The organism is Deinococcus sonorensis KR-87 (assembly GCF_040256395.1).
Classification (GTDB): Bacteria; Deinococcota; Deinococci; order Deinococcales; family Deinococcaceae; genus Deinococcus; species Deinococcus sonorensis.
Map to the genome: position 1 here is coordinate 368,089 of NZ_CP158300.1, position 22,104 is coordinate 390,192.

Consider the following 22,104-nt stretch of genomic DNA (forward strand, 5'->3'; position numbering starts at 1 on the left):
GGGCACGTTCGTTCAACGGTACCCACCAACGACGCCGATGAGGTGAGAGTCCGTGACCTGCCAATGACATGGCAGCCATTGGTCCGAGGCTTTATGTGCGTCACACTGGATTGAATAATCTATGAAACAGCTGATTCCTTGGCCTTTATACCTCGTGTTTATGGGCGATGGCTTTATTGAAGTGTTGATTGCGTCTGTTTTGCTTGGTTCAGCTTTTACTCTGCATGTGCTAGGGCTTAAGCAGAAGAGGGACAAGCAGGAAGCGTCGAAGATCTATGTGTCGTAGGTTTCTCTTAATTCGTGAAATTTTCATTTTTAACCTACCGTTGAGACCGGCCAGTCAAGGTGATTTTATCCACTTGCATCTGGCTTAAGGAACCTTCCGTGACTCCCCACATCCTGCCACCGCTCTTGACAGTTTGAGAGGGTTACCACTCGAGTACACTGCACTTTGTCTCCGACAGAAAACGCATTTTGGGCTCAGGCCGGCGGATTCGCTATATTTTGCACTAAGTCTGATTAGTGCGAAAAAGGAAGCGGGAGGCGAAAGTGCCCTTCTTCCAGTCCCCCCTGCACCCCACGCACGAAAAAACACCGTCCAGGACGCACTCCAACATGCCTCCCTCACAGGAAGGTCAGGAAGGGGCCTCGGGCACGTTCCGAGGGGTACAGGATGGTCCGCCGTATGGATCGTTCTTGTGTCTACTTCCCCACGCCCTGAAGAACACGGCAGCCGGCGTCGCCCATTCCGGCACTGTCACCGAACCGATCGGACCGCTGGAGCCCTGCGGCCAGATTTGATTGAAGCGCGACACCAGCGTACGTCGTGGGATACGCCGGCGAGCTCCAGGTGGCCCTCAGCACCCTGGGACGCTTCGCGGGGATGCATGGTTGGGCCGGAGATGACCGATTGCCTGAAGAGCAGCAGCGCGGTATACGCCAGGCCCTCGCTGAGACCGGCTGGACCTGGCTGGATGGCGATTTCCTGTAGGTCACCTTCGAGGGCCTCAACGTCTATTTCTTCGGTGACTGTGAGCCGCTGATGGTTCTGGATCTCCTGTTCTACTGGCAGGACTGAACATCCGGTTTCGTGTTCGGAGCGCCTCGTTTTTGGCGGGTGGAGTGCGCTTGATCATGGGATGCGTCGCGGAGGGGGTGCTCGTCTACCTTGTCGCAATGGCATTCGTTTTGTCGTCGCGATAGTAAGCTGCGAACATTTTCACGAGCTGGAAGATGCTGCTCACCACAGAACCGCGCGCTGTGCTCTCTCCTTTTTCCTCTCTCATGCTTCTGCTCGCGCTGAAGCATGGTGAACCCACTACAGCAACACAGAGGGGCCGACCACCCTCCCCTCCGCCATGCCGTCACCCAATCCATAACCAGCGTCATCCGTACAGGTGTATCGTTGTTAAGATTCTACAATCCCTCCTATCTAACCACACCTAAATTGGCAGGCAGCAACCCCACCCCAGATCACCGGAGGGCAGCGCGCCATCATCGGCAACCTCCTCAGGCTGGTCGAGCACGTGGATCAGCGGTACAGCACCACGCTCACCACCGACCTGGCCCGCCTGCGCGCGCTTGCCGGTTGGATGAACCAGGTGATTCAGCATTTCCGTGTGTCTCCTTGAAGAAATCAGCGGTGCTCAGACCCTGGTACGTCCCCATCACGCAGCTGATCCACGGCGGTTCCCGAGTCACCGCACGTCCTGTCAATGAGACTTCCACCGGTCTTCACGCCGGGAACACCGTGACCTGACGTCCGAAAACCGGGAGATGCGCGAGGGTTTTCAGCTGGTTTCACGACGACCGGACGCCCGAGCGAGGGGCAAGTGCGGGCTGTTTCTGGGAGGCCGCTTCCCCATGATCCTGTGAGGACGTTTTGACCGGGCGGCAGCAGCAGCAGGGGCACTTCGGCAGCAGCAGCGGCCCGGGGCCTCGGACGATGGCGGGTCTTCTGTTGTCCGATCGGAAGGCTGGATTCAAACCAAGATCAATTAGTGAAAACCCGTTGTGGTTCTTGAGCTCAAATCTAAATTTGAAGGTATAACGTCCACACGTAGTACGGAAATATTTCAGAGGCGATCAAAGCTGTCTCACAGGAAGGCCAGCAAGGTCCCTCCAAACGAACCTGAAGGGTAAAGGATGGGGCAAAATAAGCAGCTACAGTCCTGGAATTAGCTCTTGCTCGAGCAGAGCAGCGAGGGGTTTTCCCGCAAGCATCGGACGCGTTGGACTTGCCGTCCTTTCCGCATTTAGCACTTCGCTTAGGCTATGCAGAGCTGCAAAATCATGAAAACGCTCCGAGGCTATCGGACTCCTGGATATCCATCTGTCCTGGTGCACTCATCTTCACGCTCTGAATCCGTCAGACCTAGCCAGCTGAAGCAGAGGCTCTGAAGTTGCCCGCTTCCGCCCCTATCTCACAGCATGTACTGTGCTGGCGCAGTCAGGGACCATCGAACTGCCTTACTGCCTCTTGATCAATCGATCTTTGATCACCATACCTATAGACGTTTGTCTACGGGTATGGTGAGATACGTTCAGGAGGTTCAGTTATGTCCTGTCGCTCTCCTTTTTTCCTCTCCAAGGTCGGTTGACATGCCGCCCAGCTTGACGCCCCGGCGGCTGGAGCTGCTGACCGCCCTGCACCGCCTGCAGCAGCAGCAGTGCGGCGTTACCCTCGGCGACCTGGCCAGCGCCCTGAACGTCAACCGCGCCCGCGTCCACGTGCAGGTCAAAGCGCTGCGCGGGCTTGGTCTGCTGACGCCAACCACCGGCCGACACGGCGACCTGTGTCTCACCGACGAGGGCCGGGCCGCCATTCAGAGCGGCATCCCCGTCTACGGGCACATCGCCGCGGGTCCGCCCGGACACGCCGAGCAGGTCCCAGACCGGGCGGTGCGGCACCTCGAGGACCTGCTCGGTCACCGGGACGGCGACTACCTGCTCACCGTCCGCGGCGACAGCATGACCGGCATCGGCGTGCTGGACGGCGATTACGTGCTGGTCCGACCCACCCCGGAAGTGCTCGACGGTGACGTCGCGGTGGTCTCGATCCCTGGAGAGAACAGCGCGACCCTTAAGCGGCTGTACCGGCTGGGCGACGAAGTGATCCTGCTGAGCGAAAACCCCACCTACCCCCGCATGGTCTACCCGGCCAGCGACGTGCAGGTGCAGGGCCGCATGCTCGGCGTGATCGGCCTGCCCCGCCCCCGCGCCGCCCGCCCGGCCGAACCGGTCCGGAACAGCTGATGCCCGGCCCCCTGATCGCCTGCGTGCACCTCGCATCGTGGGCACTGAGTGTCGTGTCTCGCGAACACCCTGGACTGCCGGTGGCGGTGCTCAGCGAGACCACCCACCGGGTCCTGCAGGTCAATCACCTGGCCCTCGGGGCTGGGGTTCGCCCGGGGCTCCGCTACGCGGCTGCCGTGTCCCGCTGCCCCGACCTGCACGCAGAAGTGGCCGCCGGTCCCCGGCTGGCCACCGCGTGGCGGGAACTGCTGGACCTGCTGTACAGCCGCTTTAGCGACCGCATCGAGGGGCCCCTTCCCGGCACCGTCTTCCTGACCTGCACGCTCCGTCAGGCACAGGAACTGGCCGCCAGCCTGAACGCCCCGGTCGGTCTTGCCGCTAGCCAGGAGGTCGCTCAGCTGGCCGCCCTCCGCGCACAGCCTGGTCAGGTGCGGGAGATCACCCCGGACGTGGAACACGCCCTGCTGCCGATCACCCCCCTCGCCCACCTGCACGTGCTGGGCCTCACCGACGAGCAGCTTCAGCAGCTGGCCTTCCTGGGCCTGGCGTGCCTGGGCGACCTGCTGAAGTGGAGCGCCGCCCAGCGCAGCGCCTTCCTCGGCAGCGCCCTGGGGCGACGCCTGTCCTCGTTCCTGAAAGGCGAGCGGCGAACGACCATCCAGCGCTGGACGCCCGGCGAGGTGATCAAGGAGACGTTGACCTTCGACCTGCCGCTGCACGAACCCGGCCAGCTGCAGGCCGCCCTGCAGGACCTGATGCCGGCCGTGTACCGGCACCTGCGCGGCCGCACCGCCGCCTACCTCACGGTGCACGCCGATACGCCCGGCGGCCGCCTCACGGCCAGCCGCAAGCCGAAGTGGCCACTTGACGAGCGGGGCCTGTGCCGGGTCGCGGGGCTGGCCGTGGGCGACGCGGATGCCCTCGTCTTGGGCATCGACCGCCTCACCGTGCAGCTGAGCGGCTTCGTTCAGCCCAGCCGGCAGGTGGGCCTCTGGGCGGGTTTGCAGGAACTGGACGTGATCCGCGAGGTGCTGGACCGCTACCCGGCCGCCTTCGTGCGCGTGCAGTGGGGCAACCCGCACGCCCTGACCGCCGACCAGCAGTACCACTGGGTCGACTGGCTCACCGGGGAAGCGCAGCTGCGCCCACTGACCCCCACGCCGAATGTGCAGGGCGAGCCGACCGCCCTTCCTGTCTCTGGGCGCTACTCCGAGGCGGGGGACTGATGCGCGACACGCAGATCCCACTGGACGACGTCACCGTGGACCGCAGTGGGCGCCCCGTGCGCTTCCGCTATCAGGGCCGCCTGCAGGTGGTGCGTCAGCAGCTGGACGACTGGCGGACCGGTGGGCGCTGGTGGCTGGACGAGCCACCCCGCGACTGCTACCTCGTCGAGACGGCCCAGGTGCTGGCGGAGCTGCACCGCGAGGATCCCCCATCCAGCCGGTGGTGGCTGGCCCGAATCCAGGACTGAGCCGTGACCCCGCCCCCAACGCGCCTCACCGCCCTGCTGGACGCCCACAGCTTCTTCAGCGAAGGGGCCAGCACCGTCAGCCCCACGCGGCTGGTGCAGCTGGCGAGCGCGCGGGGCTTCACCGGTCTGGCGCTGACGGACGACGCGTCGGTGGGCGGGGCGGTAGACCTGTGCCAGCAAGGGCGAGAGGCGGGGCTCAAGACGCTGAGTGGCACGACCCTGCCACTCCTGGTGCCGCGGGGTCGGGACCGCGCGGACGTGTTCCCGGTGGTCCTGCTGGCGCACAACCGGGCCGGCTACGCCCGACTGAACGTCCTGCTCACCCAGCTGAAAGCAAAAGATCAGCCGGGGTTGCCCCTCAGCGAACTCCTGAGCGACACCTCGGGTCTGGTACTGCTGACCGGCGCACGGAAGGGCTTCCCGACGGTGCTGGGCGAAGCACGACGACTCACTGAGCTGGATGACCTGCTCGGCAGGTTCAAGGCGGCCTTTCCAGGGCGCCTGTATGTCCAGCTGTACCACGACCTGTACCCCGGCATGCGGCGGACCCTCGGGTTCCTGCGGGCGGTCGCGCGGGACCACGGCCTGCCGTGCGTGGCCGCCCCGGAAGTCCGGCTGGCCAGCCCCGAGGAATACCCGCTGTTGGACGCGCTGAGCTGCGCCCGCCTGGGCATCGATGTGATGACGCCGCACCCCGACCGGCCCAGGAACGACGCCATGCACCTCAGAAGTCCCGAGGAGTGGGGCCGGCTGATTCCGTACGGCGACGCGCTGCTGAACGCCCAGAAGCTCGCGGAGCGCTGCCACCTGGACCTGCGCCCGGACCGCCTGACTCCTCCCCCACCCGCCCTTCCAGACGGGCTGGACGCCCGGACCTACCTGCGCCGCCGGGCCGAGGCGGGGCTGAACGTGATGTACCGACCCCAGGAGCGGGAACCGGCCAGGGCGCGCCTGGAGACCGAGCTGGCTACGGTCGAGGACCTGCAGCTGGAAGGGTTCTTCCTGTCGGCCGCCGAGATCACCGATTACTGCCAGGACCACGGCATCCTCGCGGCCGGGCGGGGCAGCGCCGCGGGGTCGGTGCTGTGCTACGTCCTGGGCATCACCCTCTCGGACCCGGTCCGGCACAACCTGCTGTTCGAACGCTTCCTGCACACCGGGCGGCACAGCATGCCGGACGTGGACATCGACATCGCCAGCAGCCGGCGCGATCAGGTGCTCGCCTGGGTCGAAGAGCGCTGGGGCGCGGACGGCACCGGGGAGGCGATGGTGGCCAACCGTATCACCTACCGTCTGCCCAGCGCCGTGCAGGACATCGGGCGAGCGCTGGGGGTGCCGCCGGAGGTGCGTGACCGGCTCAGCCGGGCCCTGGGGCGCGACTACCGCCACCTGAGACCGCACCGGGCCAGCGAAGCAGACGCCGTCTTTGCTGAGGTGTTGGGGTCGGCGCCGGTGAAACGCCAGTTGATGCGGCTGCTGTCGCTGTTCGACCGGGCCTTCTTCCGGCATCACGCGCCGCACTCCGGGGGCACGATTCTGTCGGCCCATTCACTGACGCACTATGGTCCGCTGCAGCGCAGCAGCGGCGGCATCCGGATGCTGCTGTTCGACAAGAACGACGTCGAACACCTGGGGCTGATCAAACTGGACCTGCTGGGGCTGCGGATGCTGGGGGTGCTGGAGCGTGCCCGCGAGGACGTGACCCGGCTGACCGGCAGCTGGCTGGACTTCGGCAACCTGCCGGACGACCCTCAGGTGTGGCGGCGGCTCCGGCTGGGCGACACCATGGCGCTGTTCCAGATTGAGAGCCCGGCCCAGACCGTCATGACCGCCCGCCTGCGCCCGGAGAACATGACGGACCTGGCCCACCAGATCGCGCTGGTGCGGCCCGGCCCGATTCAGAGCGGCACGGTGCATCCCTATGTGCGCCGGCGGCTGGGCGAGGAGCCGGTGCCGGTGCTCCGGGAGCCGCTGCAGAGCATTCTGCAGCCGTCTCTGGGCGTGCTGCTGTTCCAGGAGCAGGTCCTGCGGCTCGCCGTCCACTACGCCGGGATGAACTGGACCGAGGCCGACCGCTTCCGCAAGCAGGTGAGTTCCGTGGAGGACGAGGACGAACTGGAGGCGTTGAAGCGGCAGTTCGTGACGGGCGCCGCAGCACGCTGTCACGCGTCGCCCGAGGAAGCGAGTGAGGTCTTCTCCTGGTGCAGCACGTTCCGGGGCTACGGGTTTGCCGAATCACATGCCTGGGCGTTCGCGCAACACAGCTACGCCTCAGCCTACCTGAGGCACCATTTCCCGGCTCCATATCTGGCGGCCGTGCTGACCGAGGCCCCAGGCATGTGGCCGGCGCAGACCATCGCGCAGGAAGCGAGACGCTGGGGCGTCAAGCTCGCCCCCGTCCACCTCAACCGCTCTGAAGTCGGATACGTGGCGGAGAACCTGCATACTGTCCGAATCGGGCTGGGGGCCATTCAGGGGCTGGGTGAGGCGGCGGCCCGGCGGATCGTGCGAGAACGCGAGCTAGGGGGCCCGTACACCAGCATCCAGAACGCCTACGACCGGCTGCCACTCACGTCCGCGCAGCACATGCAGATCGCGCAGGCGGGCGTGTACGGCGACCATCCCCGGCGCAAGGCCGTGTACCTGCTCGGCACCCTGGCCCAGGCCCGTCCAGCGGGGCAACGGGCCCTGCTGGGACCAGAAACGGCGGCCCCAGACCTGACTGCGCTGACCACCGACGAACTGCTGCAGCTTGATGTGCAGACTACCGGACTGACTGCGGGTGTCGGAGACGTGCTGGACCCGCACCGGTTACACCTCAGGGCCCTGGGCTGCACACCGCTCGCCCGGCTGCGACACGGGGATCAGGTGTGGACGGCCGGCACCATCGTGGCGCGGCAGCGACCACCGACCGCACGTGGCTTCGCGTTTTACGTGCTGCAGGATGGACCGGAGCGGGTGCAGGTGATCATCAGCCCGGACCTGTGGGAAGCGCACCGTCAGCTGCTCCGGGACGCGTCCATGCTCTTGGTGTACGGACAGGTCACGCGGCAGGGCCGAGCGGTGACCCTGCGAGCCGACCAGTTGGCAGACATCAGGGTGGCCCTGCCGCGTGAAGAGAGAAGGAAGCGGCCCTCTCCGTGAGCAGTGCGCATGGGAGAAAAGCATTGTTGTTGCTATCTGACTGGAATTATACAATCCCAGTCAGATAGTCGCGACTGGCAGTAGGCGTCGCACCACCAGCCAGCGTGTCTCCGCCACCCGCCATACAAGTAGATCGAGGACACCTGCCACGAAGTGGAGCCGCACTCGGGCAGACTGCCGCTGCCGCGGATGCCCATTCACAGGTGAGCAGTCTGTTCATCACCGTCCGCCTCGCCATGACGCCTGAAGGGTGACCAGCATGCCAATGCCGCTCGCATGAATGCCTCCTTGCGGGAGAGCGACACGGCCTCCTACCGGTTAAGGTTTCGGTATGCAAAGTCAGGCGAAGCTGCTCAACCTGCGCGCCGGCCACCTAGCCCCTCAGGTCGGCCGGACCTCCTACAGCCAGGGTTCAGAGCTTCGACCGTCCGCTCTCCGGTGCCTGCCATGACCACAGCTGAGCGGCTCGTGCAGGACCTGTGTGGAAGCACCGAGCACCCGCTGGCCACTTCTCTGCGGGAGTGGTGCACATCCCGCCCGTTCCTGAGTTTTGCCGGGGCGCACGCATCAAAGCTGCGCAAGAAGGTGCGGGAGGCAGCCAACTCCGAACAGCAGGCCGACCTGCAGGCGGAACTGCAGGTCGCGGCCTGGCTGCTGCGGTCCGGCGGCGCGAGCCTGATCTACGAGCCGCTCAAATCCGGTGGAGGGCGAGGGCCCGACTTCGCCCTGGTGCTGCCGAACAAGAGCCTCGTGTACGTCGAGGTTGCCCGGCTGCGTGCTGGACCTCAGGACCCGGTCTACAAGCTGGCGCGGGTGCTTGCGGACAAGGTCGGGCAGCTGCCGGCGGGGGCTGCGGGCGTGCTGGCGGCGGTGCTCCCCATGGACACGCCCGCCAGCGCCCTGGCTCCGGACGCTATGCGCTTGCTCGCCCGCACCGCACAGGGCGACCCGCTGCTCGGCGTTCCACTGGAGCGGGCACGCACGTTTGAACGGTTGCGGGTCCGCCTGAGCGGCGTGCTGCTGTTCGGGACCGGCGAGGGACCGCCCGTGACGTTCTGGCCGCATGGGGGCGCGGCCCATCCGGTCTCTCCGGCGGCGCAACGGGTCCTGCGCTGACCGCCGTGGCGACACCTCACACACAGGACGGATGTTGGGTGAGGCACTTTCCCTCGTCACTGGCCCGCGTTCAGACACCGCAGCCGGTTTCCAGCCGCAGCTGCGCACCCTGGCGAGGCGTCCACTCATAGACGCCAAAGCCTGACCCCTCGTAATAGGCGCTGTAGGTCACCAGTTCCATGCGCCCGTCGCCATTCACGTCCGCGACGTCCACCAGGCGGTACAGGGTGGCGAGCGGCATGGGGGCGCTGCTTTCGGGGTCCCAGCGCCGGGCCGGACCGAGGTAGGCCCCGAGCGTGGACGTCACGGCCTGACCATTCCATACGGAGCGCAGCAACAGCACGCTGTAGTCCCCAGGCTGACCGGTCGGCGGCGGGTACAGGGCGCTGCCCTGCTGGGCCTCGCCCTGAAAGTGGCGCGCTTCGATCAGCACCTCCTGCGTGCCGTCACCGTCCAGATCGGCGCGCACCAGCCGGGTCAGCTGGACCTGAGGGCGTGCGATGCCCCGGCGCCGCAGTTCGGCCCGGACCACCTCGGCATAGGCGGGGTTGGCGGTGGGCAGCACCTCGACCGGGCGCGGCGCCGCCTGCACCCGCTCGGGGAGGTACAGCCGAAGGGCACCCTCCGGACCCGGCAGGTGCAGTTCCGTGCCCAGGGTGGCGTCGCAGGGTTCGCCCAGGGAGGTGGGACGCGCCCCGCGCGCGGACGTGACCGCTTTCCCCAGAGACCAGGACCGGTAGCGCGTGGCCGGTTCGAGCTGGGGCACCGCTGCATGGTCAGCGAGCCAGCGTCCGCCCGCCCACGCGCCCAGCAGGTAGGCGACATCACCGCCGCTGCCCGCCAGGATCGGCACGGCGGGTGTGGGCGCCGCCGCATGCCCCAGCAGGCTGCTCAGGAGCGTCACCGCCAGGGCATAGCGCAGCCGAGGAAAGCGTGTGGACATGGATTCAGCGTACACCCGCCCCGGTACCGCCCGGGCGCGAAGACATCCGCAGATTCCACCTGTCTTCCGCACCGATCCAGGCGGGGTTCCAGGGCAGGGCGAGCCGAACCCGGTTCAGAGGGAGCGGCGGCCAGAAGCAGTGCGGCCAGCACTGACCTTGCCTCAGCCTGTTCCGCCACGCGTCCCCGACTGTCTGGGCGGGTCTTGGGTCCTCAGTGCATGTACTCTTCGCTGAGCTGGGTGGCAATCTGTTCGAGGTTCGGCAGGGCTTCCAGCACGAAGGGCCGTTCATGGGGTCGGCGGGCCAGGACGCTCAGGTTTTCCACGGCGGCCAGCACGCGCAGAGCCCGCAGAGGCAGAGCGAGGCCTGGCGGGAGCAGTCGAACCCGGGCGTACTCCGCAAGGAAGACGTCCCGCTCCGTCTGATCAAGCGCCAGCGTGACGCCCGCAAGGTCCAGAAGAAACGGTCCCCACCCGCAGCGGTCCCAGTCCAGCAACCCCAGCGAGCCGTCCTGCTGCACGAAGTTGCCCGGGTGCGCGTCGGCATGAATCAGACCATGGCCGCCGGGCAGGGCCTGCCAGTCGCCCAGATGCGTGTAGAGCGCCTCCAGGCTGGCGTGCAACGTTTCGGCCCGTTCCTGTGACCATAGCCCGGCCGTCAGCTCCTGGCGCAGGTCCAGCCAGCACTGACGAAAGTACGGTGCGTCATAGCGGGGCCGTTCGAAGTCGGGCGGGGGCAGGAAGCGTTCAGCGAGGCGGTGCATCTGCGCGAGGAGCCTGCCCGCCTGCGCCGCCTGTTCTCTGGAGAACTCCACGCCCTCCCCCAGCGGCGTTCCCTCAGTCCAGCTCAGGAGGCTGCAGAGCAATGGCGCCACGTCTCCTGCATCCACCTCCACCGTCCATTGCCCTGACCGGGCGGGCCGGGGCTGAGGCACGGCCCCGGGGAGATGCGAACTGAGGTACGCGAGCCAGGTCAACTCTGCGTCGAGCGTCCGGCGCGTGTGCCGCCTGGCCGTATGGAGCCGCAGCACAAAGCGGCGTCGCTGCGGGGTGTCGACGCGGTACACGGTGTTGTCCCCCTGACGCAGCAGCACCGGCGACACTTCAGCCTCCCCGAACTGCAGGAGGACCTGTGCAAGGAAGTCGTTCGAGGACACGAGCGAATCAGACTGGGGCACAACCGGGAGTGTAGGGGCCGGGACGCCCGGCCAACACCGTCAGATGGCGTATGCCTGAGCGGGTGACCCGGCATCCTGGCCAGAGCACGATTTGTAAGGCGCCTACGGTGTTCATCAGCGAGGCCGAGTGGCCCCACCCACCATGCTGGATCAGCCGTGACCACCGGCTTCCTGATGACGGCGAACTCTGAATTCGGACGTCCCGGTTGACCGGCCCCTGGTGGCCCGGCAGGCGCCTTTCACTCCGCCGATCATCCCATGCTAGCCCAGGCGCAGGCCCACCCAGCGCCCCAGCAGCACCGCCACGTAGCCGCCCAGCAGGTTCCCCAGCAGATACAGAGCGGCGCGTCCCGCTTCGCCATTTCGCAGCAGCAGGTCGCTCTCCCATTCAAAGGTGCTGAAGGTCGTGAACGCCCCGACGAACCCGGTGCCGAAGGCCAGCCGGAGCGCCGGACTGAGCAGGCCCCGGAGGTTCAGCGTGATCACCAGACCCAGCAGGAAACTGCCCAGCACATTGATCACCAGGGTCCCGAGCGGGAAGGCCGCCCAGCTGCCCTGACCGAGCCGGGTCTGGATCAGCACGCTCAGGGCATGGCGGGCCAGCGCGCCGAGCGCACCACCCAGGGCAATTCCAGTCCAGATCGGCATAGACGCTCCTGAGACGGCGGCGCAGCATCACTCGGCAGAGAGCAAGGGTGCCCGCTGTCGTCTGGGCGCCAGAGTAACACGGCGGAACGGGACATCGGAGCGCCGGTTCAGGAGTCAGGCTCGGCGTGATTCCAGACCCGGCGTTAACGTCTTCCGAACAGGCACGACCGACTGCCATTGGAAAGGATGAGCGCTTTTCCGATGGACTGAAAAACCCTGAATCTCCGGCCCCGCTCTTGACCGTGAACGATCACATTATATACTGCGGGGGTCAGATCGCTTTATTCGCTGTCACTTTTCCGCCCGGAGAGTGTCGGTCGGTCCGTTATGGCGGCCCGGACCGGCTGCCGTTCCCATCCCCTGTGACCGCACGCACCGCCGGCGGCCACGCCAAGGAGTTCCGTGAACCACACACGTTCCAGACCCGGTCACGCCACCGTCCGCCTCAACACCCAGCGCACCGTGAGCGAGATCTCGCCGCTGATCTTCGGGGGCTTCGCGGAACACATGGGGCGCTGCATCTACGAGGGCATCTATGACCCGGCCTCTCCCCTGGCGGACGAGCGCGGGTTTCGCAGCGACGTGATGGCCGCCCTCAAGGAGACCAACTACCGGATCATGCGCTACCCGGGCGGCAACTTCGTGTCCGGCTACCGCTGGACCGACGGCATCGGCCCCCGGGAGCAGCGTCCGCGCCGCCGTGCGCTGGCGTGGCGCAGCATCGAGAGCAATCAGTTCGGACCCCACGAGTTCATGGAATTTGCCCAGGAACTCGGCACCGAGCCGATGTGGGCCGTCAACCTCGGCACCGGCAGCATCCAGGACGCCGCCGATCTGGTGGAGTACATGAACCTGCCCACCGGGACGCTCTACAGCGATCTGCGGGCCAAGAACGGCCACCCCGATCCCTACGGCGTGAAGTACTGGTGCCTGGGCAACGAGATGGACGGGCCCTGGCAGATCGGGCAGATGGAGGCGGTCGAGTACGCCGACAAGGCGGTGCAGGCGGCCAAGCTGATGCGCTGGATGGACCCCGGCATCAAGACCATCGCCTGCGGGTCGTCGGCCACCTCCATGCCCGGCTACCCGGACTGGGACCGGGTGGTGCTCGAGCGCAGCTACGCGCACATCGACTACTTCTCGATGCACCACTACGCGGCCAATCCCTACCCGACCATCTCCAACACCGAGCGGCTGCCGATCGACACCGACTCGTACCTGGCGAGCAGCGTTCATTTCGAGGAGCACGCCGATACGCTGGCGGCGGCGATCCGGCTGGCCAAGGCCAAGAACCGCAGCAAGCGCGACGTGCACCTGTGCTGGGACGAGTGGAACGTGTGGTACCGCGCCAAGGGTGGGGACGGCGAGTGGTCCGAGACCCCGCACATCCTGGAGGAGCAGTACAACCTCGAGGACGCGCTGGTGGTCGCCACCTGGCTCAACACCTTCCTGCGCAAGGCCGACGTGGTCAAGATCGCCTGCATCGCCCAGATCGTGAATGTGATCGCGCCGATCATGACCCGCACCGACGCCATGTACAAGCAGACCATCTTCTACCCGCTGACCCTCTTCAGCAATCATGCCAGCGGTGAAGCCCTGGACGTGCTAGTGCAGGCGCCTACCCAGGACACCAATCGGCACGGGCCGGTGCCGCAGCTGGACGTGTCGGCCAGTCTGGAGCCGGACACCGGCCACGGCGCGGTCTTTCTTGTGAACCGGTCACAAACGGAGGCGCTGACCGTCGACCTGCACTGGGAGGACGTGGCGCCCCGGGAGCTGGCCCAGGCCTGGCAGATGAGCGGCGCCGATCCCTTCGCCGCCAACAGCTTTGAGCAGCCGGATCACGTGACGGCCCGCCCGATTCCCGTGCCCACCCTGGACGGCGCACACGTCTCGATTTCGCTGCCTCCGCTGTCGTTTACCACCCTCACCACCCGCCACCAGGCGCCCTGACGTTCCACCGGCAGGCTTGACAGCCTGCCCGGTCATCTCGTATGATGTGACCGTTCACACAGTCCAATCATTGCGCCGCCCGCCCGACCATGTTCGTGCCGACCGTTTCTTGGCGTTGTTCCCTGGCCGGCCGCTCCGTCACCCCTTACTCGGTCTGTACTGACTCGGAGGACATATGCGTATACCCCGGATGCTCGCCCTCGGCCTGGCCCTCTCCAGCGTGGCCCACGCCCAGACCACCATCGTGTTTTGGGACTTCTTCGGCGGCGGTGACGGCGTCCGCATGAAGCAGATCGTGGACGACTTCAACAAGTCGCAGAAGGACATCGTGGTGCAGCGCACCACCCAGACCTGGGGCAACCCCTTCTACACCAAGGTGCACACCGCCGTGGTGTCCGGCCAGACGCCCGACGTGATGACCTATCACCTGTCGGCGGTGCCCGCCGGCCTGCAGAAGAAGGACCTGCGGCCCTTCACCACCGCCGACCTCGCGGCGGCCGGGCTGAAGGCCAGCGACTTCCAGAGCAACCTGGTCAGCACGCTCACCACCGATGCCAAGAACGCCGGGGGCGCCAGCGGGCTGTACTCCATTCCGCTGGACACGCACACCTTCGTGGTGTACTACAACAAGGACCTGCTCAAGAAGGCGGGCCTGCTCGGCGCCGACGGCAAGCCGCTGCCCATGAAGAGCATCGCGGCCATGACCAAGGCGCTGCAGGACATCAAGGCCAAGACCGGCGTGACCCCGGTTGCCTTCAGCACCAACCAGGACTCGGCCACCCCGTGGCGGCTGTGGTACAGCCTGTTCCTGCAGCAGGGCGGCACCATGGTCAAGGACGGCAAGCTGTACCTGGGCGACCTGGACACCAAGGGCAAGGCCGCCCTCCAGGCGATTGCCGACTGGACCAACCAGGGCCTGCTCACCAAGAACGTGACGTACCCGGCGGGCGTGGCGCTCTTCACCGCGGGCCGCGCCGCCCTGATGTTCAACGGCAACTGGGAAGTGCCGACCATGGTGGACGCCAAGGCCAAGAACCAGCTGAAGTTCGACTACGGGATCATGAGCTTCCCGTCGCTGTACGGTGGCAACACCAGCACCTGGGCCGACTCGCACGAACTGGCGATTCCCAACAACAGCAAGAACCCGATCAGCCCCGCGAAGCTCAAGGCCGTGATGACCTTCATCGGCTACGTGAACAAGCAGGGCGGCAGTGCCTGGGCTGGCGGCGGCCACATTCCCGCCTACCTGCCCACCCAGCAGAGCAGCGCCTACAAGAGCATGCAGCCGAACGGCGAGTACAGCGCCACGTCCGCCAAGAACGCGCGGCTGGAGCCCAACGTGCCGATCTTCGGTGTGGGCGGCCCGGTGTACGACGCGGTCGGCGTGAACTTCACCCCGGTGCTGCTGGGGCAGGCCACCGCCGATCAGGGCATCGCCAAGTTCAAGGCGGCGCTGCAGGGTTTCGGCAAGTAACGTGAGCCGCAGGTCCGGCAGCTGAACTCGGCCGGAGTGGCGTCCCAGCGCTGGGATGCCGCTCCGGTGTTCGTATGCAGACCGCTTGCGCCAGGCTGCCTTGGCACCCCGAGAGGAAGACGCACATGTTGAACACGGTTCCCCCAACCCGTCAGGAACAGCCGGCCCCCAGCCGGCAGGCCCAGGTCCGCAAACGGCTGATGACGGCGCTGCTGCTGGTGGCCCCCTTCACGCTGGTGTACCTGGTGTTCCTGATCTACCCGACGCTCCGGGTGATCCAGCTGAGCTTCACGAACGCCGACCTGCTGGGGGCCGGCACCTTCACCGGCCTGCAGAACTACATCAAGCTGTTCCACGAGCCGACCTTCTGGACCGCGCTGCTCAACACGGTGTATTTCATCCTGCTGACCGCCGTGCCCAACACCCTGCTGGGCCTGGGGCTGGCGATGCTGGTGCTGCGGCTGCGGCGGCTGCGCAACCTGGTGCTGGCGGCCTTCTTCATGCCGTTCGTGCTGCCGGTCAGCGTGGTCACCAACGTCTGGAACTGGGTGCTGGACTCGAACTTCGGGCTGGTCAACTTCGTGACCGGCAGCAACATCACCTGGTTTCAGGACCCGGTGTGGGCGCTGCCGTCGGTGGCGTTCGTGACCATCTGGTGGACCGTGGGCTTCAACGTGCTGCTGTTCATCGCCGGACTGCAGAGCATCTCGGCCGAGATCTACGAGGCGGCGGCGCTGGACGGCGCCAGCGGCTGGCGGCTGTTCTGGAGCATCACCTGGCCGAACCTGTGGCCGGTCACCAGCCTGATTCTGCTGCTGCAGCTGATCGCGCAGTTCAAGATTTTCGATCAGATCTACCTGCTGACCCAGGGCGGCCCCTTCGACAAGACCCTGGTGCTGCTGCTGTACTCGTACCGGGAAGGCTTTCAGCAGCAGCACGGCGGCTACGCCAGCACCATCGGCGTGGTGCTGATGGTCGTGATTCTGCTGGTGTCGGCCATTCAGATCCGCGTGCTGAACCGAGGTGACCGCGCATGACCACCACTCCCCTGTCCACCACCTCCAGCCGGGCGAGGCCCGCCCGCTCGCTGCGCACGCGCCTCGCCCGCCTGCCTGGCATCCTGGTCACGGCCCTGACGCTGGTGCTGGCCCTGGCGTGGGTGTTCCCGCTGTACTGGGCCCTGATCACGTCCTTCAAGCCGGAGAACGACACGGTCTCCAATCCGCCCACCCTGTGGCCGCAGACCTTCGACCTGGGCGCGTACACGTACATCTTTCAGAACAGCCCCATCGTGCGCTGGTACCTGAACAGCATCGTCAGTTCGGTGGCCATCACGGTGCTGGTGCTGCTGCTCTCGATGCTGTGCGCCTACGCGCTGTCGCAGATCGACTTCCAGGGCCGCCGCTGGCTGTACTGGCTGATTCTGGCCGGGTTCATGATTCCCTTCCAGGCCAGCCTGATTCCGCTGTTCATCTTCGTCAACCAGCTGGGGCTGGTCAATAACTACATGGGTCTGATCCTGCCGCAGCTGGCCGCGCCGCTGGCGGTGGTGATCTACAAGCAGTTCTTCGATCAGATTCCACCGGAGCTGGCCGATGCTGCCCGCATTGACGGGGCCAGCGAGTGGCGGGTGCTGTTCGGCATCTTCCTGCCGCTCAACTGGAGCATCACCTTCTCGCTGGGCATCGTGACCTTCATCGCCGCCTGGAACAACTTCCTGTGGCCGTTCATCGTGATGAACGACACCTCCAAGCTGACCATCCCGGTGGGCATCACCCAGGTGCAGTCGGCCTACGGGGTCGCGTACGCCAAGACCATGGCCACCGCCGTCACCGCCGCCGTGCCCACCATCGTGGCGTACCTGCTATTCCAGCGCCGCGTGACGGAGGGTGTGATGGCCACGGCCGGGCTGAAGGGATGAGGTGGGGCCGGCTGCTCGGCAGCCTCGCCACGCTCGGCTGGGCCATCGCCGGTCCGTCCCAGCCGCTGCTGAAGGGCGACCTGCAGATTCATGACCCCACGGTCCTGAAGGTGGCGGACGGCTACGTGGCGATGGGCACCGGCTACGAGGGCATTGACGGCGGCACCCTGCGGCTCAGGACCTCCCGCGATGGCCTGACCTGGACCGACGCCGGCCACCTGGGCACCACCCAGCCCGCCTGGGTGGGAAAACTGCTGGGCCAGGAGCCGCCGAACCTGTGGGCGCCCAGCCTGTCGCGGCATGGGAGCACCAGTTACCTGTACTTCGCGGCCTCGACGTTTGGCAAGAACAGCAGCGGCATCGGCCTGATGACCAACCCTGCTCTGAAGGCCAGCGCGCCGGACCAGGGCTGGGTGGACCGGGGGCTGGTGCTGTCCAGCACGCCAAGCGACAACTTCAACGCCATCGATCCGGCGCGCATCGACACGGCGGACGGCCGCGCGTGGCTGGCCTTCGGGTCGTGGTGGGACGGCATCCGGCTACGTGAACTGGACCCGCAGAGCGGGCTGCTCCAGAAGCAGAACTCCAAGGTGTACGCGCTGGCGTCACGCGGCGGCGGCGCGATTGAGGCGGCCTCGCTGATGCAGCACGGGAAGTATTACTACCTGTTCGTGTCGTTCGACCGCTGCTGCGCGGGCCTGAGCAGCACCTACCGCATCATGGTGGGCCGCGCCAGCAAGGTCACCGGGCCGTACACCGACCGCAGCGGCCACGACATGATGAAGGGTGGCGGCACCGAGCTGCAGGCCAGCCAGGGCCGCTACATCGGGCCGGGGGGCCAGGAGGTCTACCAGGATGGCCGGGAGGTGCGGCTGGCCTACCACTACTACGACCGTGACCAGGGCGGCGTTTCACAGCTGCAGACCTCGACGCTGCTGTGGGACGACAGCGGCTGGCCCCGGCTGCCGGCGCTGCCGACCGGCGGTTCGTGATGCTCGCCCCAGCCGTCCGGTAGACTCGGGCCATCGACGCACGCCGCCACCCCCACGACCTGCCACCGGCCGCCCCCGCTGAGCTGGGCCTGGACCCGTTGTGGTTGGACTCGCTGGCCGCCCGGGTGGCCGACACCCTCCCCGACGTGACCAGCCTGCTGGTGGCCCGCCGGGGGCAGCTGGCCTTCGAGCGCTATTTCGGCATTCCGGCCGATGAGCCGCAGGACATTCAGTCGGTGACCAAGAGCGTGCTCTCACTGCTGGTGGGGGTGGCGGTGGAGCGGGGGCTGCTGCGCCTGGACCGGCCGGTGCTGGACGGCTGGCCCGAGGCCGCGGCCCTGGTGCAGGACCCGCGCTGGTTCCAGGTGACGGTGGAGCACCTGCTGACCATGACCTGCGGCCTGCCGTCCGAAATCACCGACCCGGTGTATGACGACGCCTGGTGGCTGAATCCTGACCCGCTGGCCTTCACCCTGGCGCAACCGCTGAAGGCCGCGCCCGGGACGGTCTTCCACTACTCCAATGCCGGGACCCATCTGCTGGGCGTCCTGCTCGCCCGCGTGATCGGTCAGCCGCTCGAGACGTTCGCCTGGGAGGCGCTGCTGGCACCGCTGGGCATGCCGGCGCGGCCGTGGGCCAAAGACCCGCAGGGGCGGGTCTGGGGGTCCGGCATGCTGCAGCTCACCCCGCGCGAGATGCTGCGGCTGGCGCAGCTGGTGCTGCAGCAGGGCCGCTGGCAGGGTCACCGCGTGGTGCCGTCCGCCTGGATTCAGGCGATGACTCGGCCCCGCGTCAGCGGCTACACTTTCATGGAAGGCCTGCCCCAGTACGGCTGGCTGTGGTGGCTGCCGGGGCCGCAGGAGCCGGACGGTGCCTATGCCACCGGCTACGGCGGGCAGTACATCGGGGTGTTTCCCCACCTCGATCTGGCCGTGACGATGACGGGCCGGGTGCAGCACCACCCGCCTCACCGGCACATCATCCGCGAGATTGCCAGCCGGGTGGAGACAGAAGGCCAGTCAAGCTGACTGACCCGGCCCGCACCGGTCTACATCGGCAGGCGCAGGACCGCCGGGCCGGGTGTATGTTGCGGCGGTGCATGTCCTGAGGTTGTTCCGCTGTCTGCCGCCGTGTTGGCCGGCCGAGTTCCATGCCGGCTGAGGCCTGGACCCTCGGCCTCGGCGCCGTGGCCGCCGCGATGGTGGGTTTTTCCAAGACCGGCGTTCCCGGCACCGGCATCCTGGTGATTCCGCTGATGGCCGCGCTCTTTGGCGGCCGGCTCTCGGTGGGCGCGACCCTGCCGCTGCTGATTCTGGGGGACGTGCTGGCCGTGGCGCTCTACCGGCAGCACGCCCAGTGGGCCCGCCTGCGTACCCTGGCACCGTGGCTGCTGCTGGGCCTGCTGCTCGGCAGCGGGCTGCTGAAGCTGCTGGGCGACCTGCGGCTGAAGGCCGACCCCCTGTCGCCCATGATCGGCGTGCTGGTGCTGGTGATGCTGGCGCTGAACTTGCTGCGCGGCCGGCTGGGGCAGCGGCTGGTGCCGCACTCGCGCGAGGGCACGGTGGTGACCGGGGCGCTGGCCGGCTTCACCACCATGGTCTCGAACGCCGCCGGGCCGATCATGTCCATCTTCCTGAACTCCAGCGGCCTGCCCAAGGACCAGCTGATGGGCACCACTGCCTGGACCTTTCTGCTGCTGAACCTCGCCAAGGTGCCGTTTCTGGCGCTGCTGACCGCCGACAATCCCCAGGAGCCGCTGTACACGCTCGCCACCCTGCGCTTCGACCTGCTGATGGTGCCGCTGGTGCTGGCCGGCGCGTGGGCCGGCCGCGCCCTGCAACGCCGGCTGCCGGAGCAGGCCTTCAGCGGCGCGCTGCTGTCGCTGGCGGCGGTGAGCGCGGTGCTGCTGATCGTGCGGCACTGAGCCCGCCGTCTCGGCAAAAAAGTCCCCGGGACCGACGGATCAGCCACGGGGACGGAGAGGCACCGGCAACACACGGCCGGGTTGAATTGGTGGTACGCCCTGACTGTATCGGTTCAGAGGTGGGGCCGGATGATAAAGCCCTCACGGTGGATTTAGACGGCCAGCCGCCCGCGTCCCCGGGTCAGCCGCGCAGGTAGGCCACGCTGCGGTGCAGCGTGTCCAGCGTGCCGCCGTGGTCCTGCTCGTAGTAGGCCTGCGTGTGGGCGGGGAGCGCCGCGATGATCGCCTGCAGCGGCACCTCGCCCTCGCCCAGCGCCACCGTCTGCCACGCGTCGCCGTCGCGGCTCACGTCCTTGAGGTGCACCAGCGGCAGCCGGTCGGCGTACCGCTGCACGTAGGCCACCGGGTCCTGGCCACCCGCGTGGATCCAGGCCACGTCCAGTTCGGCTTTCACGCTGGGCGCGCGCTCCAGCAGCAGGTCCAGCACCGGCTGACCGCCGAACTGCTGGGTCAGCTCGTGATCGTGGTTGTGGTAGCCGAGCGTCAGGCCCTGCTCCCCCAGCGGCCCGGCCAGCCGCTCCATCCGGTCGGCCAGCGCCAGCCACTCGGCCTCGCTGTCAGCGCGGTGGTACGGATAGACCACGTGCTGCACGCCCAGCGCCCGCATCTCGGCCACCCGGCCGGCCAGATTGTCCTCGAAGGACTGCAGGGGGAGGTGGGCGCTGGGTGCCTGCATCTGGCGCTGGTCCAGTTCGGCGCGGAGCTGCTCGGCCGACAGGCCGCCCCAGTTCTGGGTGAGTTCCACCACCCGCACGCCCGCGGCCGCCACCGCGTCCAGCGTGCCGAGAAAATCCTGGGTGAACAGGTCGCGCAGGGTGTACAGCTGAAGTCCGACGTTTTGCATAGGGACCATCCTTCCGCCCCGGCCAGCGCTGGCCGTCCGGCGCATTGACTTGCTGTGTGTACCGCTATAATGTAACGGTATAAATCGCAGTCTGACAAGCCCCGCCTCACCTCGCCTGCTGGAAAGGGATGTGTTGAACCCGTGTTGCCGCCTGCTCCTGCCGACACTCCACTGATCACGCTGGCCGATGTGGCGCGGACGGCGCGGGTGTCCAAGATGACCGTCTCGAACGTCATCAACGGCAAACCCAACGTCCGGCCGCACACCCGGCAGCGGGTGCTGGACGCCATTGAGGCGACCGGCTACCGGGTCAATCCGGTGGCGCGGGCGCTGGCCGGCGGGCGGCAGCGGCTGCTGAGCGTGGTGGCGCGGCGCAGCAACCTGCCGTACGCCACCGAGGTGATCCGCGGGGCCAGCGAGGCGGCCGAGACGCTGGATTACGATCTGGTGGTGATGATGATCGGTGGGCGCGAGACCTCGGACCTGTCGCTGTTCCTGCGGCTTTCCCAGGGAGCGCTTCTGGTGCAGCCGGGGCGGAGTGGCCGCCTGCGCCCCCAGGACCTCCCCGCGCATCACGTCAGCGTGGACGGTCCCAGCGTGGACTCGCTGACGGTGGACAACTACGCCGGGGCCTGCGCCGCGATGCAGCATCTGCTGGCCCTGGGCCACACCCGCATCGCGTATGTCAGCGGCCTGCTGGCCCCGCACGGGGAACGCGACGACGCCTCGGAGCGGCTGCGCGGCTACCAGGACAGCGTGGAGGCGGCGCAACTGAGCCTGCCGGACGGCTACCTGCAGCACGCCGACTACTCCTCGCGCAGCGGCGAACAGGCCGCCCGCACCCTGCTGGCGCTGCCGGAACCGCCCAGCGCCATCTTCGCGGCCGGCGACGCGATGGCCGTGGCGGTGATCCACGCGGCCCAGGACCTGGGGCTGCGGGTGCCTCAGGACCTCTCGGTGGTGGGCTTCGATGACCTGCCGTACTTCCGCGGCGTGCGCCCGGCGCTCACCACCGTGCGTCAGCCGCTGGACGAGCTGGGGGCCGAGGGGGTGCGGATGCTGGTCGCGCTGGCGGAAGGCCAGCCGGCCCCGCTGCCGCCGCCCTTCCCCACCGAACTGATCGTCCGGGAGTCCACCGCCCCGCCGCCCTCTCCCAGTTCACGCTAACCAACCAGCCC

Annotated in this window: 19 protein-coding genes; 14 read left to right on the top strand and 5 right to left on the bottom strand. The window is 67.2% G+C overall.

The window, feature by feature from the left end; translation table 11 throughout:
• The first annotated feature begins 121 nt into the window (after positions 1 to 121).
• Positions 122 to 286: a hypothetical protein gene (locus ABOD76_RS21710; protein WP_350245449.1), complete on the top strand. Its 165-nt coding sequence runs from the start codon at positions 122 to 124 to the stop codon at positions 284 to 286.
• A 1,156-nt stretch (positions 287 to 1,442) separates the two neighbouring features.
• Here ABOD76_RS21710 and ABOD76_RS21715 read toward each other — a convergent pair.
• Complete coding sequence (locus ABOD76_RS21715) at positions 1,443 to 1,613, bottom strand: hypothetical protein (RefSeq protein WP_350245450.1); 171 nt, start codon at positions 1,611 to 1,613, stop codon at positions 1,443 to 1,445.
• A gap of 988 nt (positions 1,614 to 2,601) precedes the next feature.
• On the opposite strand from ABOD76_RS21715, the gene ABOD76_RS21720 reads away from it, so the two are divergent.
• From ABOD76_RS21720 to ABOD76_RS21740, 5 genes are all read left to right on the top strand, one after another.
• Complete coding sequence (locus ABOD76_RS21720) at positions 2,602 to 3,255, top strand: LexA family protein (RefSeq protein WP_350245451.1); 654 nt, start codon at positions 2,602 to 2,604, stop codon at positions 3,253 to 3,255.
• Positions 3,255 to 4,481 (top strand): Y-family DNA polymerase, encoded by a 1,227-nt coding sequence (locus tag ABOD76_RS21725; protein ID WP_350245452.1) that lies wholly within the window; start codon positions 3,255 to 3,257, stop codon positions 4,479 to 4,481. Before ABOD76_RS21720 ends, ABOD76_RS21725 begins: the two co-directional genes overlap by 1 nt.
• Positions 4,481 to 4,729: a DUF6504 family protein gene (locus tag ABOD76_RS21730; RefSeq protein ID WP_350245453.1), complete on the top strand. Its 249-nt coding sequence runs from the start codon at positions 4,481 to 4,483 to the stop codon at positions 4,727 to 4,729. The genes ABOD76_RS21725 and ABOD76_RS21730 overlap by 1 nt, the downstream gene beginning before the upstream one ends.
• Before the next feature lie 3 nt (positions 4,730 to 4,732).
• Positions 4,733 to 7,873 carry a DNA polymerase III subunit alpha gene (gene dnaE, locus ABOD76_RS21735; protein ID WP_350245454.1) on the top strand — a complete coding sequence of 1,047 codons (3,141 nt, stop codon included), beginning with the start codon at positions 4,733 to 4,735 and terminating at the stop codon, positions 7,871 to 7,873.
• A gap of 447 nt (positions 7,874 to 8,320) precedes the next feature.
• Positions 8,321 to 8,989, top strand: coding sequence for a hypothetical protein (locus ABOD76_RS21740; RefSeq protein ID WP_350245455.1), 669 nt, complete (start codon positions 8,321 to 8,323; stop codon positions 8,987 to 8,989).
• Positions 8,990 to 9,059: 70 nt separating this feature from the next.
• On the opposite strand, the gene ABOD76_RS21745 is transcribed toward ABOD76_RS21740, so the two are convergent.
• From ABOD76_RS21745 to crcB, 3 genes are all read right to left on the bottom strand, one after another.
• On the bottom strand, positions 9,060 to 9,932 hold the full coding sequence (locus tag ABOD76_RS21745) for a hypothetical protein (protein ID WP_350245456.1): 873 nt from the start codon (positions 9,930 to 9,932) through the stop codon (positions 9,060 to 9,062).
• 212 nt (positions 9,933 to 10,144) lie between these two features.
• Positions 10,145 to 11,110 (bottom strand): phosphotransferase enzyme family protein, encoded by a 966-nt coding sequence (locus ABOD76_RS21750; RefSeq protein WP_350245457.1) that lies wholly within the window; start codon positions 11,108 to 11,110, stop codon positions 10,145 to 10,147.
• Positions 11,111 to 11,371: 261 nt separating this feature from the next.
• Positions 11,372 to 11,758, bottom strand: coding sequence for a fluoride efflux transporter CrcB (crcB, locus tag ABOD76_RS21755; RefSeq protein ID WP_350245458.1), 387 nt, complete (start codon positions 11,756 to 11,758; stop codon positions 11,372 to 11,374).
• A 402-nt stretch (positions 11,759 to 12,160) separates the two neighbouring features.
• Here crcB and ABOD76_RS21760 point away from each other — a divergent pair, with 402 nt between their 5' ends.
• The 7 genes from ABOD76_RS21760 (at position 12,161) to ABOD76_RS21790 (ending at position 20,022) form a co-directional block, all read left to right on the top strand.
• Entirely contained in the window at positions 12,161 to 13,711 is a 1,551-nt protein-coding gene (locus tag ABOD76_RS21760) for an alpha-N-arabinofuranosidase (protein ID WP_350245459.1), read from the top strand.
• A gap of 175 nt (positions 13,712 to 13,886) precedes the next feature.
• On the top strand, positions 13,887 to 15,185 hold the full coding sequence (locus ABOD76_RS21765) for an extracellular solute-binding protein (RefSeq protein ID WP_350245460.1): 1,299 nt from the start codon (positions 13,887 to 13,889) through the stop codon (positions 15,183 to 15,185).
• A 125-nt stretch (positions 15,186 to 15,310) separates the two neighbouring features.
• Positions 15,311 to 16,222, top strand: a complete 912-nt coding sequence (locus ABOD76_RS21770; RefSeq protein ID WP_350245461.1) for a carbohydrate ABC transporter permease — start codon at positions 15,311 to 15,313, stop codon at positions 16,220 to 16,222.
• Positions 16,219 to 17,106, top strand: coding sequence for a carbohydrate ABC transporter permease (locus ABOD76_RS21775; protein ID WP_350245462.1), 888 nt, complete (start codon positions 16,219 to 16,221; stop codon positions 17,104 to 17,106). Before ABOD76_RS21770 ends, ABOD76_RS21775 begins: the two co-directional genes overlap by 4 nt.
• On the top strand, positions 17,103 to 18,098 hold the full coding sequence (locus ABOD76_RS21780; protein ID WP_350245463.1) for an arabinan endo-1,5-alpha-L-arabinosidase: 996 nt from the start codon (positions 17,103 to 17,105) through the stop codon (positions 18,096 to 18,098). Before ABOD76_RS21775 ends, ABOD76_RS21780 begins: the two co-directional genes overlap by 4 nt.
• Positions 18,099 to 18,202: 104 nt before the next feature.
• On the top strand, positions 18,203 to 19,126 hold the full coding sequence (locus ABOD76_RS21785; protein ID WP_350245464.1) for a serine hydrolase domain-containing protein: 924 nt from the start codon (positions 18,203 to 18,205) through the stop codon (positions 19,124 to 19,126).
• 122 nt (positions 19,127 to 19,248) lie between these two features.
• A complete protein-coding gene (locus tag ABOD76_RS21790) occupies positions 19,249 to 20,022 on the top strand; it encodes a sulfite exporter TauE/SafE family protein (RefSeq protein WP_350245465.1) in 774 nt (257 codons plus the stop codon).
• A 181-nt stretch (positions 20,023 to 20,203) separates the two neighbouring features.
• Here the strand turns inward: ABOD76_RS21790 and ABOD76_RS21795 are convergent, their stop codons facing one another.
• Positions 20,204 to 20,926 (bottom strand): sugar phosphate isomerase/epimerase family protein, encoded by a 723-nt coding sequence (locus ABOD76_RS21795; protein WP_350245466.1) that lies wholly within the window; start codon positions 20,924 to 20,926, stop codon positions 20,204 to 20,206.
• A gap of 141 nt (positions 20,927 to 21,067) precedes the next feature.
• Between ABOD76_RS21795 and ABOD76_RS21800 the strand changes: the two genes are divergently transcribed.
• A complete protein-coding gene (locus ABOD76_RS21800; RefSeq protein ID WP_350245467.1) occupies positions 21,068 to 22,093 on the top strand; it encodes a LacI family DNA-binding transcriptional regulator in 1,026 nt (341 codons plus the stop codon).
• Positions 22,094 to 22,104: the final 11 nt, after the last annotated feature.